This is a genomic window from Kordiimonas sp. SCSIO 12603, from assembly GCF_024398035.1.
Taxonomy (GTDB): Bacteria; Pseudomonadota; Alphaproteobacteria; order Sphingomonadales; family Kordiimonadaceae; genus Kordiimonas.
On the sequence record NZ_CP073748.1, the window covers coordinates 1,920,487 to 1,936,197 of the forward strand.

The following is a 15,711-nucleotide window of genomic DNA, read 5'->3' on the forward strand; positions in this document are numbered from 1 at the left end:
TGCACCACGCCGTGTGGCGGATAACGAAGCAGTCGCTACAGCTACTATGCTTCGTGGCTCGCCGCAGAAACTAAACCTAGTTGCGGCGACTATTCGTGGTATGAAAGTGGAAAAAGCTCTTACTTCACTGAGCTTTAACCGTCGTCGTTCTGCGATTGATGTTAAAAAAGTTCTGCAGTCTGCAATTGCAAACGCAGAAAACAACCACAACCTGGATGTTGATAACCTGATTGTTGCTGAAGCAACTGTGGGTAAAGCACTGACGATGAAACGTTTCCGTGCTCGTGCTCGTGGCCGCGCTGCAAAAATCGTTAAGCCATTCAGCCGTCTGCGCATCGTTGTGCGCGAAGTTGAGGAGACAGTATAATGGGTCAGAAAGTAAGTCCCGTTGGTCTGCGCCTGGGTGTTAACCGCACCTGGGACTCACGCTGGTATGCTGAGGGTGAAGAGTACGGCTCAATGCTGCACGAAGACCTCAAAATCCGCGAGTTCGTGTTTAAAGAACTATCGCAGGCTGGTATTTCAAAGGTCGTTATCGAACGTCCAGCGAAAAAATGTCGCGTAACTATCTACTCGGCTCGTCCGGGTGTGATCATCGGTAAAAAAGGCGCTGATATTGAGAAGCTTCGCAAACGTGTTGCAAACTTCACAACTTCAGAAGTTAGCCTGAATATCGTTGAAGTTCGCAAGCCAGAGATCGATGCTCAGCTTATCGCTGACAATATTGCACAACAGCTAGAGCGCCGTGTTGCGTTCCGCCGTGCAATGAAACGCTCTGTTCAAAGTGCAATGCGTCTTGGCGCTGGTGGTATTCGTATCAACTGTGCTGGTCGTCTTGGTGGTGCGGAAATCGCGCGTACTGAATGGTACCGTGAAGGCCGCGTGCCACTACACACACTTCGTGCAGACATCGATTATGGTACGTCTGAAGCTCTTACTGCATACGGTATTCTCGGTATGAAAGTATGGGTGTTCAAAGGCGAAATCATGGAACACGACCCGATGGCTCACGAGCGCCGTGCAAACGAAGCTCAAAGTCAAGGAGGCCCGTCCCGCCGTTAGGCTGGGACGGCTAGAGTAGGAGCGACACACTATGTTGCAACCGAAGCGTACTAAGTTCCGCAAGGCCCACAAAGGCCGCATCCACGGCAATGCCAAGGGTGGAACAACACTTAACTTTGGTCAGTTTGGTCTGAAAGCTACAGACCCTGGCCGTGTATCTGCTCGTCAAATCGAGGCAGCTCGTCGTGCCATGAACCGTCACATGAAGCGTTCTGGTAAGGTATGGATCCGCATTTTCCCGGATACACCTGTAACTGCGAAACCTGCTGAAGTTCGTATGGGTAAAGGTAAAGGTTCCGTTGATCGTTGGGTATGTAAAGTCAAGCCTGGCCGTATCATGTTTGAGATCGACGGTGTATCAGAAGAACTGGCCCGTGGTGCGTTCGAACGTGCAGCTGCAAAGCTGTCCGTTGGTACACGTATCGTGGAACGGATGAACTAGAGTTTTACGGAGAAAAGTGATGAAAGCGTCAGAGCTTCGTTCAAAGTCGAAAGACGAGCTCCGTGAAGAGCTTGTAAGCCTAAAGAAAGAGCAGTTTAACCTGCGCTTTCAGGCTGCTTCCGGCCAATTAGAAAATACTGCTCGTGTTCGTCAGATCCGCCGCGATGTTGCGCGGATCCAGACGATCCTCGGTGAGCAGGCAGAGGCGTAAGGAGTTAATCAATGCCAAAGCGTATTCTGCAAGGTGTAGTGGTAAGCAACAAAGGTGATAAAACTGTTGTTGTGAATGTTGAGCGTCGTGTGAAGCATCCTTTGCTTGACAAAATTATTAAACGTTCTAAGAAGTACCACGCTCATGATGAGAGCAACCAAATTCAGGTTGGGGATGTAGTCCGTATTCAGGAATGTCGTCCTCTTTCTAAACTGAAGACTTGGCAAGTAGTTGGCGGTGAGGCGTAAGCCTCACCGTTCTACTGTTTGTCGTTGAATTAATATAAGGGGTAACCCATGATTCAGATGCAAACTAACCTCGATGTGGCCGACAACTCCGGGGCCAAGAGGGTACAGTGCATTAAGGTCCTTGGCGGATCTAAACGTAAGACTGCTGGAGTAGGCGACATTATTGTTGTCTCAGTCAAAGAGGCGATCCCTCGGGGTCGTGTTAAGAAGGGTGACGTGCACCGTGCCGTTATCGTTCGCACTGCAAAAGAAGTTCGTCGTAACGATGGTACTACTATTCGTTTCGACAACAATGCCGCTGTTCTAGTGAACAAAAACCATGAGCCAATTGGTACACGTATCTTTGGCCCTGTTGTTCGTGAGCTGCGCGCTAAGAAACATATGAAGATCATCTCGCTTGCACCGGAGGTGTTATAATGGCCGCTAAGCTTAGAAAAGGTGATAAGGTCGTTGTGATTGCTGGTAAAGACAAAGGCAAGCGCGGCGAAATCACATCTGTAATGCCTGCTGAAGGTCGCGCGACTGTACAGGGTGTAAACCTTGTAAAGCGTCACAAGCGTCCAACTCAGGTGAGTGCTGGTGGAATCGAGACTAAAGAAGCTCCGATTCAGCTGTCTAACCTCATGATTGAGGATCCAAAAGACGGTGCACCAACACGCGTTGGTTTCAAAGTATCCGAAGACGGTAGCAAGGTTCGCGTTGCTAAGAAGTCTGGGGAGGTGATCGATGGCTAATACTGTTCAGCCACGTCTACGCACTCGCTATGACGAGACAATCCGTGCATCTCTAGTTGAGAAGTTCGGTTATAAAAACCCTATGCAAGTACCTAAGCTTGAGAAAATCGTTCTCAACATGGGTGTTGGCGAAGCTGTTAATGACAAGAAGAAAGTCGCAAAAGCTGCTGAAGAGCTTGAAGCTATTGCTGGCCAGAAGCCTGTTATTACGAAGGCTCGTAAATCTATCGCTGGCTTCAAGCTACGCGAAGGTATGCCAATCGGTACTAAAGTAACTCTACGCGGTGAGCGTATGTACGAGTTTCTTGACCGTCTGGTAACTATTGCTATGCCACGTATTCGTGACTTCCAGGGCGTTAACCCTAAGTCATTCGATGGTCGCGGTAACTACGCAATGGGCCTAAAAGAACAGCTCGTGTTCCCTGAAATTGACTACGACAAAGTAGATCAAGTTCGCGGAATGGACATTATCATTTGTACGACGGCTACGACAGACGCGGAAGCACTTGAGCTTCTAAGCGGCTTCGATATGCCGTTTAAGAAATAACGGTCGCCAAGGAGGGTTTTGATATGGCTAAGAAAAGTGCCATTAACAAGAACGCACGGCGTGAGAAGACTGTAGCAAAGTTTGCTGACAAGCGCGCTGCTCTGAAAGCACAGGTTTATGATAAGAGCCTGTCTGATGACGAACGCTGGTTAGCTGCTCTACAGCTCGCTGCACTGCCACGTAACGGCGCCAAGACACGCCTTCGCAATCGTTGTGAAGTGACTGGTCGTCCGCGCGGTTATTATCGTAAATTTAAGATGTCTCGTATCGCGCTTCGTGAGCTCGGCTCCGCAGCGAAGATTCCTGGCATCGTTAAGTCAAGCTGGTAAGGGGATAAGCTCATGTCGATGACAGATCCGATCGGCGATATGCTGACCCGTATCCGCAACGGTTTACAAGCTCGTAAAACTGTTGTTGCTACACCTGCTTCAAAAACACGTCAGCGTATTCTAGATGTGTTGGAGCGCGAAGGTTACATTCGTGGTTACTCTCGTACAGAACTCGAGAATAACAAAGCTGAGTTAGCTATTGAGCTGAAATACAATGAAGGCGAGCCTGTGATTCGCACACTTAACCGTGTGTCTAAGCCTGGTCGTCGTGTGTATAGCTCTGTAAATGACTTGCCACGTGTTCATAACGGTCTTGGTATTTCTATCGTTTCCACACCGAAAGGTGTTCTCTCTGACGCTGAAGCGCGCGAGAACAATGTGGGCGGTGAAATTCTCTGCACCATTTTCTAAGGAAGGGAAGATTTAATGTCCCGTATCGGTAAAAAGCCCGTAGCTATTCCAGCTGGCGTAACCGTTTCCTTGAACGGTGCTGAGCTAACAGCTAAAGGCCCTAAGGGTGAACTAGCAATGACATTCGTTCCTGAAGTTACTGTAGCTCAGGAAGAAAATACGATTGCTATCACTCCGGCTAACGACACAAAGCGTGCCCGCTCTATGTGGGGTATGCAGCGCACATTGGTTTCCAACATCTTTGAAGGTGTTACTACTGGTTTCAGCAAGAAGCTTGAAATCAACGGTGTAGGTTACCGTGCTCAAATGAAAGGCAGCTCACTGAATTTGCAGTTGGGTTTCAGCCACGATATCGACTTCCCAGTACCTGCAGGCATCAAAATTGAGACGCCTGACCAGACTACAGTCGTTATCTCCGGCATCGACAAACAACAAGTCGGTGAAACAGCAGCCAAAATTCGCGAGTACCGCAAGCCAGAGCCATACAAAGGCAAGGGTGTTAAGTACGCAGGCGAATATATCTTCCGCAAGGAAGGTAAGAAGAAGTAATGGGTGGCTTGAATGTCTAACATTAGTCTTTTTGAAAAGCGCCGTCAGCGTAACCGCACACAACTTCGTAAGAAGAGTGCGGGCAGACCACGCCTTTCAGTCCACCGGACAAACCAACATATCTATGCTCAGATTATTGATGACGTGAAGGGCGCTACTGTAGCTGCTGCTTCTACTCTTGAAAAAGATCTGAAGGGTGCAGGTTCTAACAAAGAAGCTGCTACTAAAGTTGGTAAACTGATTGCCGAGCGAGCCAAAGCTGCGGGTGTAGAAACAGTAGTGTTTGATCGTGGTGGTTTCTTGTACCACGGTCGTGTAAAAGCACTTGCTGAAGCTGCGCGCGACAATGGCTTGGCATTCTAGGCTTAGATAATAGGAAAAGGATGTCCAATGGCACGCCCAGAACGCAATCGTGAAGAGAGCGAACTAGTTGAAAAGCTTGTCCACATTAACCGTGTGGCTAAAGTTGTAAAAGGTGGTCGTCGTTTTGGTTTCGCAGCACTTGTTGTTGTTGGTGACCAACGTGGCCGCGTAGGTTTCGGTAAAGGTAAAGCGAAGGAAGTTCCTGAAGCTATCCGTAAAGCTACCGAAGCTGCTAAGAAAACAATGATCCGTGTACCACTTCGTGAAGGCCGTACACTGCACCACGACATTAAGGGCCGTCACGGCGCTGGTCGCGTGTTGCTACGTACTGCGGTTCAAGGTACTGGTATCATCGCAGGTGGTCCAATGCGTGCAGTGTTTGAAGCACTTGGCGTACAAGACGTTGTTACGAAATCACAGGGTTCTTCAAACCCGTACAACATGATCCGTGCTACGTTTAACGCTCTGTCTCTTCAGAACTCTCCACGTCAGATCGCTGCTAAACGCGGTAAGAAAGTAGCTGACATCGTTGCACGTCGCGGTGATGTTAAAGTTGCTGCTGCTAACGAAGCTTCTGAAGAAGCTGCTACAGCGGAGTAATGACCAATGGCTGCTAAGAAGAAACAAACTGTAACGGTAACGCAGATCGCTAGCCCGATCCGCCGCCATAAAGATCAGCGTGAAACGCTGATCGGCTTGGGCCTTAACAAATTGAACAGAACGCGTGAGCTGGAAGATACACCAGCAGTTCGCGGCATGATCCACAAAGTGCGCCACATGGTGCGCGTTGAAGATCAATAAGCGAGCGTTTTGGAGATAATATCATGAAACTCAACGAAATTCGTGACAACGACGGTGCTCGCAAACTGCGCACGCGTGTAGGTCGCGGTATCGGTTCCGGTAAAGGTAAAACTGCCGGTTCTGGTCACAAAGGTCAGAAAGCACGCTCAGGCGTAGCTATCAATGGCTTTGAAGGTGGTCAAATGCCGATTTACCGTCGTCTTCCAAAGCGCGGTTTCACAAGCATGAACAAGAAAGACTTCCAGGTTCTTAACCTTGGTCGCCTACAGAAGGCAATCGATGCTAAGAAAGTGGACGCTGGTAAAGCAATCACTATCGAAACTCTAGTTGAAGCTGGTGTTGTTGGTAAGGTTGTAGACGGCGTACGTCTTCTTGCTAAAGGTGAACTTACTGCAAAAGTTGACATCACAGTAACAGGTGCTTCTAAAGGCGCTGTTGAAGCTGTGGAAAAAGCTGGCGGTAAAGTTACTGTTGCTTAAGGCACGATAAAAGAACGATAAGCCGAGATAGAGATTAAGGGGCTGGAGTAAGCGTATATGGCATCCGCTGCAGAACAATTGGCGTCCAATTTGAGTTTGTCTTCGTTCGGTAAAGCCGAAGAATTGAAGAAGCGTATTTGGTTCGCCCTAGGTGCACTTATTGTGTACCGCTTGTGTACTTATATTCCATTACCAGGCATTGACCCGGTAGCATTGAGAAACATGTTTGCAGATCTAGGAGGTAACTTCCTTGATGTAGTGAACACATTCTCTGGTGGTGCACTTCAGCGGATGTCTATCGTGACACTCGGGATTATTCCTTATATCTCGGCTTCCATCATCATGCAGCTGCTCACAACTATGAATTCCACGCTTGCGCAGTGGAAGAAGGAAGGTGAGCAAGGCCGCAAGAAAATTAACCAGATGACACGCTACGGTACTGTAGCTCTGACAATTGTGCAGGGCTGGGGTGTAGCAACTGGTTTGCAAGGACAGGCTGGTGTTGTAATCGACCCAGGTTTGTTCTTCGTGTTAACAACAGTTATCACGCTTGTGGGCGGTACTATGTTCCTGATGTGGCTTGGTGAGCAAATCACTCAGCGCGGTATTGGTAACGGTATTTCCCTTATTATTTTCGCAGGTATTGTTGCAGAGCTTCCGGGTACGCTTGCTCAGGCGTTCACTCTAAGCCGCAACGGTCAACTGGATGTTGCTGTTCTGCTTGCCATGCTTATTGGTGCAGCGGCCCTTATCTGGTTTATCGTATTCTTCGAACGCGCTCAGCGCCGTGTGGTAATTCAATACCCGAAAAGGCAGCAGGGTAACCGCGTTCACCAAGGTGACAAGAGCCACCTACCGCTTAAACTTAATGTTGCGGGTGTGATTCCTCCGATCTTTGCTAGCTCACTTCTGTTGATGCCGCTTACAGTTGCCGGTATGTACCAAACAGGTGGCCCAGAGTGGATTACAACAGTAACAGCGCTGCTTGGCCCAGGTAAGCCAGTATATATCGCGCTATACATCGCTCTTATTGTATTCTTCTGCTTCTTCTACACAGCTATTCAGTTTAACCCTGAAGAAACTGCAGATAACTTGAAGAAGCATGGTGGTTTTGTGCCAGGTATTCGCCCTGGTAAGAGAACTGCTGAGTATCTGGATTATGTGCTTACTCGTCTGACTGTGATTGGCTCTGCTTATATTGCAACAGTATGTGCTATTCCTGAGTTTCTTATTGGACAGGCTAACGTTCCATTCTACTTAGGTGGTACAAGCTTGCTCATCGTTGTGAATGTGACTATGGATACTGTATCTCAGATTCAGTCACACCTGATGGCACAGCAATATGAGAGTCTCTTGAAAAAATCGCGTCTTAAGGGAGGTCGCCGGTGATAATTATTCTGTTTGGTCCTCCGGGCGCAGGTAAAGGTACACAGGCACAACGTATCGAGAAGGCACAAGGCCTAGTTCAACTATCTACCGGTGATATGCTGCGCGCAGCAGTAGCAGCTGGTACTGAGATGGGCAAAGCCGCAAAAGCTAAAATGGACGCAGGTCAATTGGTTTCAGACGAAATCGTAATCGGTATTATCCGTGACCGTATCCAAGAAGCAGATTGTAAAAATGGTTTCATCCTTGATGGTTTCCCACGCACAGTAGCGCAAGCAGAAGCTTTGGATGAAATGCTTACAGCACAGAGCTTGCAGCTGGATGCTGTTGTTGAAATGAAAGTAGACGACGAAGCACTGGTTGACAGAATCGCAGGCCGCTATACATGCGCCGGCTGTAACGAAGGATATCACGATACAAACCTGAAGCCGAAGGTTGAGGGTGTGTGTGATCAGTGTGGATCTACAGAGTTTAAGCGTCGTCCAGATGATAACGCAGAGACAGTAGGGAAGCGTCTGAAAGAATATTACGCACAGACGGCGCCAGTATTGCCGTACTATGCGGAAAAAGGAATTTTGCAGCAAGTTAATGGCATGGCTGCCATTGATGAGGTAACTGCAGAAATTGCTGCGGTTTTGGCCGCATAAAAAAACTGTCATAAGGCGGTTGACGAATTGGGGTTTATTCATATAATCCCCGGCTTCAACGCGTCTTGTGGCGAATTGTCGTATGACGTGAATAATTTGATTAGGAGATATGGTCGTGGCGCGTATTGCTGGCGTTAACATTCCGACCAATAAGCGTGTAGAAATCGCTTTGACATACATTCACGGTATTGGCTCTACAACAGCCAAGGGAATCTGCGAAACGCTGAATTTCCCACGTGAACGTCGGGTAAACGAACTAACAGATGCTGAAGTAATTCAGATCCGTGAAATGATTGACCGTGAACACACAGTTGAGGGTGACCTTCGCCGTGAAGTAGCGATGAACATTAAGCGTTTGATGGACCTCAAAACATACCGTGGTCTTCGTCACCGTAATAAACTGCCTGTACGTGGTCAGCGTACATCGACAAATGCTCGTACTCGTAAGGGTAAAGCAGTTGCGATTGCAGGTAAGAAGAAATAATTAGGAACAAGCTGTTTAGGGCTTCCGTAAATAAAGGTCTGATGAGATGGCAAAAGATGCTGGACGTGTTAAGCGTCGTGAGAAGAAAAACATCGCGAATGGTGTTGCTCACGTAAACGCTTCATTCAACAACACAATGATTACTATCACAGATGTACAGGGCAATGGTATTTCCTGGTCATCTGCTGGTATGATGGGTTTCCGTGGCTCCCGTAAGTCTACTCCATATGCTGCACAGGTTGCTGCTGAGGACGCAGGTAAAAAAGCACTAGAGCACGGTATGAAAAACCTCGAAGTGGAAGTAAAAGGCCCAGGCGCTGGTCGCGAGTCCGCTCTGCGCGCGCTTCAAGCTATTGGATTTACAATTACATCAATTCGTGATGTAACTCCAATTCCACACAATGGTTGTCGTCCACCAAAACGTCGTCGCGTATAACGCGGCGACCGTACTGGTTGTTACTTGTAGAGTATTGGCGCGATCCTTTGGCGCTAAATTATTGTTTAAAGCGTCATTAAGAATGAGGGTTACAACGTGATCCAGAAAAACTGGCAAGAGCTAATTAAACCAAATGGCCTGACTATTACTCCAGGTGCTGATCCACTTCGTAAAGCTAAGCTCGTAGTTGAGCCGCTTGAGCGTGGTTACGGCATGACACTGGGTAACGGTCTACGTCGTGTTCTGCTTTCTTCCCTACAAGGTGGTGCTGTAACAAGCATTCACATTGAGGGCGTTCTGCACGAGTTCTCTTCTGTACCTGGTGTACGTGAAGACGTGACAGACATGGTTCTAAACATCAAACAGCTTCCTGTTCGTGTAACAAGCGACGGCACCAAGCGTCTGAGCCTTACAGCTTCAGGCCCAGGTGAAGTGAAAGCTTCTGCTATCCAAGAAGTTGCTGATGTTGAAATTCTTGATAAGGACCTTGTTCTTTGTCACCTTGATGAAGGTGCTACACTGAACATGGAACTGACTGTAGCTTCAGGTAAAGGCTATGTAGCAGCTGAGCGTAACCGCCCAGAAGATGCTCCAATCGGTCTTATCCCTGTAGATGCACTCTACAGCCCTGTTAAGAAAGTAAGCTACAAAGTTGAAGCTACTCGTGAAGGTCAGGTTCTTGACTATGACAAGCTTACAATGGAAATCGAAACTGACGGTACAGTAACTCCTGAAGATGCAGTAGCTTTCGCTGCCCGCATTCTTCAAGATCAGCTTTCTGTATTCGTGAACTTCGATGAGCCAGAAGAAGCTGCTAAGCCTGAAGAAGATGAAGAGCCAGCGTTCAACCGCCAGCTTCTTCGTAAGGTTGACGAGCTTGAGCTTTCTGTACGTTCTGCAAACTGCCTGAAAAACGATAACATCGTTTACATTGGTGACCTTGTGCAGAAAACAGAAGCTGAAATGCTTCGTACGCCGAACTTCGGTCGTAAGTCACTTAACGAGATTAAAGAAGTTCTTTCTTCCATGGGCCTACGCCTTGGTATGGAACTTCCAGCTTGGCCACCAGAGAATATCGAAGAGTTGGCTAAGAAACTCGAACAAGATTACTAAGGTTACCATGAGCGGTTCCACGGAACCGCTTTTGTACCTTACTAAGCCGGATGAAAGCGTGGTGAATTCACCTCGCTTTTGTTCAATTTAAAACCTCCCCGATTTGTTAGGGGACACCTACCGGTACTACACGGAAATTCGTGCAAGGCCGGATAGGCAAACGGAGTAAGAAATATGCGCCACAATAAATCAGGCCGTAAGCTGAATAGAACTGCTAGCCACCGTAAGGCTATGTTCCAAAACCTTGCACAGGCTCTTCTTAAGCACGAGCAGATTGTAACAACTCTGCCAAAAGCTAAAGACCTAGCACCAATCGTTGAGAAGTACATCACTCTTGGTAAAAAAGGTGGCCTTGCTAACCGTCGTCTTGCGATTGCACGTCTGCAAAACGAAGAGCTAGTTGGCAAAGTATTCGCTGAGCTTGCTGAGCGCTACAAAGATCGCACAGGTGGTTACACTCGCGTTCTTAAAGCTGGTTACCGTCACGGTGATAACGCGCCAATGGCTGTTATCGAGCTAGTTGATCGTAACGAAGATGCTAAAGGCCAAGACAGCCACAAATTTGGTAGCATTGAAGCAGATCTTTCTGCGAAAGCTAACAAAGGCGTGCCAGTTGAAGCTGACGCTGAATAATTTTTCTACGTTTGTAGAAGCGAGAAGGGCGATCATTTGATCGCCCTTTTTTTGTTACTGTTCTATTGGTAAGCCCAAGCGCACTTTATACCGTCGGATTTTCCCGAAAGTTTCTTCCATTTTAAGTGTCTGTCTGGTTTCTTTATCAATCCAGAATTTTGCTGCGCCTCTACCGCCATAATCAATTTCCAGAATCCAAGCCGGAAGTGGATTACCGTTCATACCCTTTAAGGTTTCCTCACCTGTTACAGAATAAATATATTCCTGTGGCGGGGTCTTGGATCCTGGGTGATAGAAATTCATGTGGAAGCTCTTTCCAGTTTCAAGCGGTAAGAGACCAAACGTTTCCATATCCAGTTCCCAGTTCAGGGTTTCTGGCTTGCTCTCTATGCTAAAAGAAGCCTGGGTATTGCCTGTTATATTGGTGTCACCTTTCGTGAGATTAGGCTCAAACGTGAAGGCTGATACTGCTTGGTCTGCACCGTGAATTGTTTTGTGAAAAACTGGACTGAAATCCTTCACGCGGTTCAGTGAATATATCAAACGGTTGGACCGATCTTGTGCGGAATGCCAGTCCTGCTTTATTTCAACAAGTGTTTCCCCGTCTTTTTCAATAATATTTGTTGTGCGGTTCCAAAGCTCCATCCCCAGTATTTTGCCAGTGGATGTATCTCGCATATAAACCAGGTATTGATTAGTTCCGGTGCGATAGTTTTCAGCTTTTAAGTTTTGGAATTGAAAGGTTTCTTTCATTGTTGCGGATGCAGCAGAAAAAGAAAGTGAACTTGCTAGCATTATAGATAGCATTGCTGTCGTAATCGTTTGTTTTAAAGACATTAATTCCCCCTTGGTTTGTAGTAATGGACTTTACGTGGTGCAATAAAGTGCATATTCGAAGCTTTTGCGTCAGCGTGTTCAGTTCGTGCGATTAATTGAGGTCACAGTGGCACCACAATTGATGCATAATGATGTTTGAAATAGCTAATTGGGCCTTTGCAAAGGAAAGCCATTGTCATTGCAAGCCTATCTGGCTTAGAAAATAGGTTCGGTCTTTTAGAAGGCTTATGACTAGTTTGGAGAGTGAGAATTTCATGAGACGTTTAAGCAGGAAAATCTTCTTGTGTGGTGCCTTGGTTGCTTCTGCATTTGCTGGTGCTTCAGCACAATATGAAAATGCGGACAGGCAGGTGCCGTCTTCAAACGCACAGGTGCAGCTTTCTTATGCACCTATCGTGAAGGATACAGCCCCAGCTGTAGTGAATATCTATACAACGAAAGTGGTGCGGGCCAGACGATCAGCAATGTTTGATGATCCGCTTTTTAAGCGCTTTTTCGGTGATCAATTCAGTTTTGGCGGCAGTCCTAAAGACAGAATTCAAGGGTCACTTGGTTCTGGTGTAATTGTACGCCCCAACGGTGTGATTGTTACGAACCACCATGTGATCGAAGGTGCAGATGAAATTCGCGTAGTACTTTCTGATAGGCGAGAGTTTGCAGCTGATGTTGTTTTAGCTGATCCGAAAACAGATTTGGCGATCCTGCAAATTAATGCTCGCGAAGAACGTTTGCCGACACTAACGCTAGCAGATTCTGATAATGTACTGGTTGGTGATCTTGTACTTGCCATTGGTAACCCGTTTGGTGTTGGGCAAACAGTAACAAGCGGTATTGTTTCTGCAACAGCACGTACTCAGCAAGGTATCTCTGATTTTGGTTTCTTTATTCAAACAGATGCCGCGGTAAACCCCGGTAACTCGGGCGGCGCACTCGTGGGCATGCAAGGTCAATTGCTTGGCATCAATACAGCGATTTATAGCCGTACAGGTGCGTCAAACGGCATTGGCTTTGCCGTTCCAGCTAATATGGTGAACTCAGTGCTTCGCGCGGCTTTAAACGAAGGGCAGCTTGCTCGTCCTTGGCTCGGTATTCGCGGGCAGAGTGTAACTAATGAGTTAGCGTCAGGCCTTGGCCTTGATCGTGCAGGTGGTATTTTAGTTGATGAAGTATACCCGGGTAGTCCCGCAGCACTCGCTGATGTTCAGATTGGTGATGTGATCATGGCTGTTGATGGTAAAGAGGTTATTGATGAGCCAGGGCTTAACTTCCGTGTTGCAACAATGGAAAATGGTGCTGATGTGCCTCTAGCCGTACTCTCCGAAGGTTTTATTCAGGAAAAAACGCTTACACTTTCACTTCCGCCTGAGCCAGTAGAGCGCAATCTTACTAAACTAGATGGGCGTCATCCATTCCAAGGGGTGACAGTAGCTAACCTTTCTCCGCGCTTTAATGAGGAAATTCAGGTTGATCCATTCCTTGAAGGTGTGGTGGTGCTTAGGGTTGAGCGCAGAACAGCAGCGGGCCGTTACCAGTTTGTAGCACCCGGGGATATTATTCTCGGTGTAAACGGCAATACGGTTGAACGTGTTGAAGACCTTGCATCACTGGATGAAAATGCGGAGCGTTTTGTCTATCAAGTTCAGCGCCGCGGCCGCGTACGTGAATGTGTGATCGTACCAAACCGCTCCTACCGCTGTCGTGATATTCGGTAAAGTTAGTGAGTGATCTTTTTGAACAGCCAAATGTGATGGACGCTGCCTCCGGGCCGCGTCCTCTTGCTGATAGGCTCAGGCCAAAAGATATCTCTGAAGTTGTCGGCCAGGAACATTTGCTGGGCGAGGGAGGTTCTCTTGCACGGATGGTGGCAAGCGGACGTATCAGCTCGCTCATTTTGTGGGGACCGCCAGGAACCGGGAAAACAACGATTGCTCGATTACTGGCTAATCATGCTGATCTGGCGTTTGAGCAGATATCAGCCATTTTTTCTGGGGTTGCTGATCTCAAGAAAGTTTTTGAAGCAGCAAAAATGCGCCGCATGTCAGGGCGTGGAACGCTTCTGTTTGTGGATGAAATCCACCGATTTAATCGGTCGCAGCAAGACGGTTTCCTCCCATATGTGGAAGACGGCACCATTACATTGATTGGCGCTACCACTGAAAATCCGTCCTTTGAGATAAACAGTGCGCTTCTTTCCCGAATGCAGGTGTTGGTGCTTAACAGGCATGATGACAGCATGCTGGAAGAGTTGATCTCACGTGCGGAAGATGAAGTGGGTAAGCCTCTTCCCGTTGATGAACAAGCCCGAGAAAGCCTTAAGGTGATGGCTGATGGGGATGGTCGTTTCCTGCTGAACTGTGTTGAAACTGTTTTTGATTTGGCCGGGGAGGATGTTCTGTCAACAAAGGATATTGGAAAGCTTCTTCAGAAACGTGCACCATCTTATGATAAAGACCGTGACGGCCACTATAACCTTATATCAGCATTCCATAAATCCATGCGTGGCTCTGATGTAGATGGCGCGCTTTACTGGATGGCTCGTATGCTGACAGCGGGAGAAGACCCGCTTTATATCATTCGCCGTCTGGTACGTATCGCCAGCGAAGATATTGGTATGGCAGACCCTGAAGCTATCCATCAAGCATTGGCCGCCAAAGATGCTTATGAATTTCTAGGTAGCCCGGAAGGAGAGGGGCAAATTGCTCAGGCTGTGATCTATCTAGCGTCTGCTCCTAAATCTAATGCAGCATATCTGGCTGAGAAAGCTTCAAAGGCTGTGGCTAAACAAACGGGTAGTCTTATGCCGCCAGCTCATATTCTCAACGCGCCAACTAAAATGATGGCTGAGATGGGATACGGTGCTGGCTATATCTATGATCATGATGTGGAGGGTGGTATCTCGGGGCAGAATTTCTTCCCAGAAGATATGGAACGACAGACTTTCTATAACCCAGTAGAGCGGGGATTTGAACGCGATATCCAAAAACGTATGGCGTATTTCGCCAAGGTTCGTGAAGAACATGCCGCAAAGCTTAAGAAAAATAAATAGTTTTACACATTTCATTGGCATTGATTGGTCTGGCGCAAAAGGGAAGCGCCATAAAGGAATAGCTATTGCTATCTGCGAAACCGGAGATAGTGCTCCTGCCATTGTTGAACCATCATTTGGTGAAAGATACTGGAGCCGTAAAGAGATCACAGACTGGATCAAGGCAGGATGTGGTTTACCTACTGAGGCGAAGATACTTATTGGCATTGATGCTGCTTTTGGCATGCCGTTTGATGATGAAAATGCGTATTTCCCTGGTAGGAAATTCCCTGAAACAGTTCCAGAACTTTGGCAAGAAATAGCGAGTTGCTGTGTAGAGGAAGTTGACTTGTTTTCAGGTGCATTCGTAGAGGAATACAGCGAATATTTTCAGCAGCATGGTGGGCGAAAAGGTAAATGTTATAGCCGTAGGATGCGCAGAACGGAAAGTATCTGTATCGAAACTGGCGCGGGGCCATGTGAAAGCGTTTTTAATCTTATAGGAGCCAGCCAAGTTGGGAAATCTGCACTTTCCACGATGCATATGCTTCACTTGCTACAAGAATGCTCTGACACTGCAGTATGGCCTTTTGATGAACCAAACACAGCGCGAATATGTCTTGTGGAAATCTATGCCGCTCTTTTTGCAAAACTAGGTGGCCACAAAGGGAAAATGCGATCATCGAGGGAACTTAATATAGCGCTGCAGGGTTTGAATTCGAAAGCATATCAAGGTGAACTGCCCAAGAAGATAGATGATGTCACTGATGCACTAGTAACATCTGCGGGGTTAAGAGATATCGCGAATTCAAAGCAGTATTGGCAGCCGGCTTATCTTGTTCCAAAGATAAGAAAAACCGAAGGTTGGATTTTTGGTATCAAGTAGAAGTTTGACAACCAATATTTGTATATAACAATTGGTTTATTTGTAGATAATCGTTTTACCATTTGTTCAGTTGTTGGTTATATATTTT

General features: G+C 47.3%; 25 protein-coding genes. 24 read left to right on the plus strand and 1 reads right to left on the minus strand.

Features of this window, described 5'->3' with window-relative positions:
• Positions 1-46 precede the first annotated feature (46 nt).
• From rplV to rplQ, 21 genes are all read left to right on the plus strand, one after another.
• Complete coding sequence (gene rplV, locus KFE96_RS08705) at positions 47-367, plus strand: 50S ribosomal protein L22 (RefSeq protein ID WP_247019091.1); 321 nt, start codon at positions 47-49, stop codon at positions 365-367.
• A complete protein-coding gene (gene rpsC / locus KFE96_RS08710) occupies positions 367-1,062 on the plus strand; it encodes a 30S ribosomal protein S3 (RefSeq protein ID WP_247017981.1) in 696 nt (231 codons plus the stop codon). Before rplV ends, rpsC begins: the two co-directional genes overlap by 1 nt.
• 31 nt (positions 1,063-1,093) lie before the next feature.
• Entirely contained in the window at positions 1,094-1,504 is a 411-nt protein-coding gene (gene rplP / locus KFE96_RS08715) for a 50S ribosomal protein L16 (RefSeq protein WP_247017983.1), read from the plus strand.
• 19 nt (positions 1,505-1,523) lie between these two features.
• Positions 1,524-1,715 carry a 50S ribosomal protein L29 gene (rpmC, locus tag KFE96_RS08720; RefSeq protein ID WP_247017985.1) on the plus strand — a complete coding sequence of 64 codons (192 nt, stop codon included), beginning with the start codon at positions 1,524-1,526 and terminating at the stop codon, positions 1,713-1,715.
• An 11-nt stretch (positions 1,716-1,726) separates the two neighbouring features.
• Positions 1,727-1,963, plus strand: coding sequence for a 30S ribosomal protein S17 (gene rpsQ / locus KFE96_RS08725; RefSeq protein ID WP_247017987.1), 237 nt, complete (start codon positions 1,727-1,729; stop codon positions 1,961-1,963).
• A gap of 48 nt (positions 1,964-2,011) precedes the next feature.
• Positions 2,012-2,380: a 50S ribosomal protein L14 gene (gene rplN / locus KFE96_RS08730; RefSeq protein WP_247017989.1), complete on the plus strand. Its 369-nt coding sequence runs from the start codon at positions 2,012-2,014 to the stop codon at positions 2,378-2,380.
• Positions 2,377-2,697, plus strand: a complete 321-nt coding sequence (gene rplX / locus KFE96_RS08735) for a 50S ribosomal protein L24 (RefSeq protein WP_370650573.1) — start codon at positions 2,377-2,379, stop codon at positions 2,695-2,697. Before rplN ends, rplX begins: the two co-directional genes overlap by 4 nt.
• Positions 2,690-3,244 (plus strand): 50S ribosomal protein L5, encoded by a 555-nt coding sequence (gene rplE, locus KFE96_RS08740; RefSeq protein ID WP_247017999.1) that lies wholly within the window; start codon positions 2,690-2,692, stop codon positions 3,242-3,244. The genes rplX and rplE overlap by 8 nt, the downstream gene beginning before the upstream one ends.
• Positions 3,245-3,267: 23 nt before the next feature.
• Positions 3,268-3,573: a 30S ribosomal protein S14 gene (gene rpsN, locus KFE96_RS08745; RefSeq protein ID WP_247018001.1), complete on the plus strand. Its 306-nt coding sequence runs from the start codon at positions 3,268-3,270 to the stop codon at positions 3,571-3,573.
• 12 nt (positions 3,574-3,585) lie between these two features.
• A complete protein-coding gene (gene rpsH, locus KFE96_RS08750; protein WP_247018009.1) occupies positions 3,586-3,984 on the plus strand; it encodes a 30S ribosomal protein S8 in 399 nt (132 codons plus the stop codon).
• A gap of 15 nt (positions 3,985-3,999) precedes the next feature.
• The gene (rplF, locus tag KFE96_RS08755; protein WP_255835583.1) at positions 4,000-4,533 is read left to right on the plus strand and encodes a 50S ribosomal protein L6; all 534 of its coding nucleotides are present in this window, start codon (positions 4,000-4,002) and stop codon (positions 4,531-4,533) included.
• 12 nt (positions 4,534-4,545) lie between these two features.
• Positions 4,546-4,896: a 50S ribosomal protein L18 gene (rplR, locus tag KFE96_RS08760; RefSeq protein WP_255835584.1), complete on the plus strand. Its 351-nt coding sequence runs from the start codon at positions 4,546-4,548 to the stop codon at positions 4,894-4,896.
• A gap of 27 nt (positions 4,897-4,923) precedes the next feature.
• Positions 4,924-5,496 (plus strand): 30S ribosomal protein S5, encoded by a 573-nt coding sequence (rpsE, locus tag KFE96_RS08765; RefSeq protein WP_247018021.1) that lies wholly within the window; start codon positions 4,924-4,926, stop codon positions 5,494-5,496.
• A 6-nt stretch (positions 5,497-5,502) separates the two neighbouring features.
• A complete protein-coding gene (gene rpmD, locus KFE96_RS08770; RefSeq protein ID WP_247018023.1) occupies positions 5,503-5,697 on the plus strand; it encodes a 50S ribosomal protein L30 in 195 nt (64 codons plus the stop codon).
• A gap of 23 nt (positions 5,698-5,720) precedes the next feature.
• Complete coding sequence (gene rplO / locus KFE96_RS08775; protein ID WP_255832259.1) at positions 5,721-6,176, plus strand: 50S ribosomal protein L15; 456 nt, start codon at positions 5,721-5,723, stop codon at positions 6,174-6,176.
• 57 nt (positions 6,177-6,233) lie between these two features.
• Entirely contained in the window at positions 6,234-7,565 is a 1,332-nt protein-coding gene (gene secY, locus KFE96_RS08780; protein WP_247018027.1) for a preprotein translocase subunit SecY, read from the plus strand.
• Entirely contained in the window at positions 7,562-8,209 is a 648-nt protein-coding gene (locus KFE96_RS08785; protein ID WP_255832260.1) for an adenylate kinase, read from the plus strand. Before secY ends, KFE96_RS08785 begins: the two co-directional genes overlap by 4 nt.
• Before the next feature lie 115 nt (positions 8,210-8,324).
• A complete protein-coding gene (gene rpsM / locus KFE96_RS08790) occupies positions 8,325-8,693 on the plus strand; it encodes a 30S ribosomal protein S13 (RefSeq protein WP_247018031.1) in 369 nt (122 codons plus the stop codon).
• Between the two features lie 46 nt (positions 8,694-8,739).
• On the plus strand, positions 8,740-9,129 hold the full coding sequence (gene rpsK, locus KFE96_RS08795; protein ID WP_247018033.1) for a 30S ribosomal protein S11: 390 nt from the start codon (positions 8,740-8,742) through the stop codon (positions 9,127-9,129).
• Between the two features lie 96 nt (positions 9,130-9,225).
• Positions 9,226-10,242 carry a DNA-directed RNA polymerase subunit alpha gene (locus KFE96_RS08800; RefSeq protein WP_255832261.1) on the plus strand — a complete coding sequence of 339 codons (1,017 nt, stop codon included), beginning with the start codon at positions 9,226-9,228 and terminating at the stop codon, positions 10,240-10,242.
• 174 nt (positions 10,243-10,416) lie between these two features.
• Positions 10,417-10,875, plus strand: a complete 459-nt coding sequence (gene rplQ / locus KFE96_RS08805; protein WP_255832262.1) for a 50S ribosomal protein L17 — start codon at positions 10,417-10,419, stop codon at positions 10,873-10,875.
• 54 nt (positions 10,876-10,929) lie between these two features.
• On the opposite strand, the gene KFE96_RS08810 is transcribed toward rplQ, so the two are convergent.
• Positions 10,930-11,712 (minus strand): hypothetical protein, encoded by a 783-nt coding sequence (locus KFE96_RS08810; RefSeq protein WP_255832263.1) that lies wholly within the window; start codon positions 11,710-11,712, stop codon positions 10,930-10,932.
• A gap of 254 nt (positions 11,713-11,966) precedes the next feature.
• Between KFE96_RS08810 and KFE96_RS08815 the strand changes: the two genes are divergently transcribed.
• From KFE96_RS08815 to KFE96_RS08825, 3 genes are read left to right on the plus strand one after another with little or no spacing between them, the layout of a single operon-like run.
• Positions 11,967-13,424, plus strand: a complete 1,458-nt coding sequence (locus tag KFE96_RS08815) for a Do family serine endopeptidase (RefSeq protein WP_255832264.1) — start codon at positions 11,967-11,969, stop codon at positions 13,422-13,424.
• A 35-nt stretch (positions 13,425-13,459) separates the two neighbouring features.
• A complete protein-coding gene (locus tag KFE96_RS08820) occupies positions 13,460-14,758 on the plus strand; it encodes a replication-associated recombination protein A (RefSeq protein ID WP_370650574.1) in 1,299 nt (432 codons plus the stop codon).
• Complete coding sequence (locus tag KFE96_RS08825; protein WP_255832266.1) at positions 14,730-15,623, plus strand: hypothetical protein; 894 nt, start codon at positions 14,730-14,732, stop codon at positions 15,621-15,623. Before KFE96_RS08820 ends, KFE96_RS08825 begins: the two co-directional genes overlap by 29 nt.
• Positions 15,624-15,711: the final 88 nt, after the last annotated feature.

Coding starts and splice junctions, on each gene's coding strand:
- rplV (WP_247019091.1), top strand. CDS start 47: ATGCTTCGTGGCTCGCCGCAGAAACTAAACCTAGTTGCGGCGACTATT.
- rpsC (WP_247017981.1), top strand. CDS start 367: ATGGGTCAGAAAGTAAGTCCCGTTGGTCTGCGCCTGGGTGTTAACCGC.
- rplP (WP_247017983.1), top strand. CDS start 1,094: ATGTTGCAACCGAAGCGTACTAAGTTCCGCAAGGCCCACAAAGGCCGC.
- rpmC (WP_247017985.1), top strand. CDS start 1,524: ATGAAAGCGTCAGAGCTTCGTTCAAAGTCGAAAGACGAGCTCCGTGAA.
- rpsQ (WP_247017987.1), top strand. CDS start 1,727: ATGCCAAAGCGTATTCTGCAAGGTGTAGTGGTAAGCAACAAAGGTGAT.
- rplN (WP_247017989.1), top strand. CDS start 2,012: ATGATTCAGATGCAAACTAACCTCGATGTGGCCGACAACTCCGGGGCC.
- rplE (WP_247017999.1), top strand. CDS start 2,690: ATGGCTAATACTGTTCAGCCACGTCTACGCACTCGCTATGACGAGACA.
- rpsN (WP_247018001.1), top strand. CDS start 3,268: ATGGCTAAGAAAAGTGCCATTAACAAGAACGCACGGCGTGAGAAGACT.
- rpsH (WP_247018009.1), top strand. CDS start 3,586: ATGTCGATGACAGATCCGATCGGCGATATGCTGACCCGTATCCGCAAC.
- rplF (WP_255835583.1), top strand. CDS start 4,000: ATGTCCCGTATCGGTAAAAAGCCCGTAGCTATTCCAGCTGGCGTAACC.
- rplR (WP_255835584.1), top strand. CDS start 4,546: ATGTCTAACATTAGTCTTTTTGAAAAGCGCCGTCAGCGTAACCGCACA.
- rpsE (WP_247018021.1), top strand. CDS start 4,924: ATGGCACGCCCAGAACGCAATCGTGAAGAGAGCGAACTAGTTGAAAAG.
- rpmD (WP_247018023.1), top strand. CDS start 5,503: ATGGCTGCTAAGAAGAAACAAACTGTAACGGTAACGCAGATCGCTAGC.
- rplO (WP_255832259.1), top strand. CDS start 5,721: ATGAAACTCAACGAAATTCGTGACAACGACGGTGCTCGCAAACTGCGC.
- secY (WP_247018027.1), top strand. CDS start 6,234: ATGGCATCCGCTGCAGAACAATTGGCGTCCAATTTGAGTTTGTCTTCG.
- rpsK (WP_247018033.1), top strand. CDS start 8,740: ATGGCAAAAGATGCTGGACGTGTTAAGCGTCGTGAGAAGAAAAACATC.
- rplQ (WP_255832262.1), top strand. CDS start 10,417: ATGCGCCACAATAAATCAGGCCGTAAGCTGAATAGAACTGCTAGCCAC.
- KFE96_RS08810 (WP_255832263.1), bottom strand. CDS start 11,712: ATGTCTTTAAAACAAACGATTACGACAGCAATGCTATCTATAATGCTA.
- KFE96_RS08815 (WP_255832264.1), top strand. CDS start 11,967: ATGAGACGTTTAAGCAGGAAAATCTTCTTGTGTGGTGCCTTGGTTGCT.
- KFE96_RS08820 (WP_370650574.1), top strand. CDS start 13,460: ATGGACGCTGCCTCCGGGCCGCGTCCTCTTGCTGATAGGCTCAGGCCA.
- KFE96_RS08825 (WP_255832266.1), top strand. CDS start 14,730: ATGCCGCAAAGCTTAAGAAAAATAAATAGTTTTACACATTTCATTGGC.